This is a genomic window from Kitasatospora nipponensis (assembly GCF_039528135.1).
Lineage (GTDB): Bacteria > Actinomycetota > Actinomycetes > Streptomycetales > Streptomycetaceae > Kitasatospora > Kitasatospora nipponensis.
In genome coordinates this window covers 1-560 of the sequence record NZ_BAAALF010001005.1, presented here as the reverse complement: position 1 = coordinate 560, position 560 = coordinate 1, and the positions used below count along the sequence as shown (strand labels likewise).

Annotated in this window: 1 protein-coding gene; it reads left to right on the top strand. The window is 65.7% G+C overall.

Going from position 1 to position 560, the window contains the following annotated elements; genetic code table 11:
* Nucleotides 1-549, top strand: a 549-nt coding sequence (locus tag ABD323_RS44560) for a hypothetical protein (RefSeq protein ID WP_344447674.1), incomplete at its 5' end; no start/stop codon positions are given.
* Nucleotides 550-560: the final 11 nt, after the last annotated feature.

Here is a 560-nt window from a genome sequence, read left to right as displayed (position 1 = left end):
CCGGATGCCGCGAAAACCAAGCAGGACATCAAGGACGCGTTCGGGGCCAAGAGCTTCGAGGCCGCCCTCGACCAGGCGGTGCACCGCCCGGACCTCACCGGCAAGAACTACGCCGTGATGGAGGTGTACGACCCCAAGACCAAGGAGATCAGCTACATCGTCGAGAGCTCGGTGCCGCCGAGCAGCGAGCGCGCGGGCATCCCCCCGTTGCACTCGGAGACCCATCTGGGGACCTGGCACGACAACCTGAACAACACCCGCCCCGACCCGAAGGACCAGTACCAGGTACTGAGCCTCTACACCGAACGCGAACCCTGCGGCCGGGGCGCGGGTCACGCCAACTGCTCGGGCTTCCTGTCCACGTCGCACGGGGATGTGCCCATCCACTACGGCACTGGTTACCGTAAGGGTGACAAGGTCGAAGGCACGGGTGTGCCCGGCTCAATGACACCGAGGCAGCTGATGAACCGGGACTTCGGCAACCACGTGGCCGAGGTGACCAGGGCTTGGCTGATCACGGAGCAGCGGCGCATGAACTCGGGAAGCTGAGTCGGCGTCCG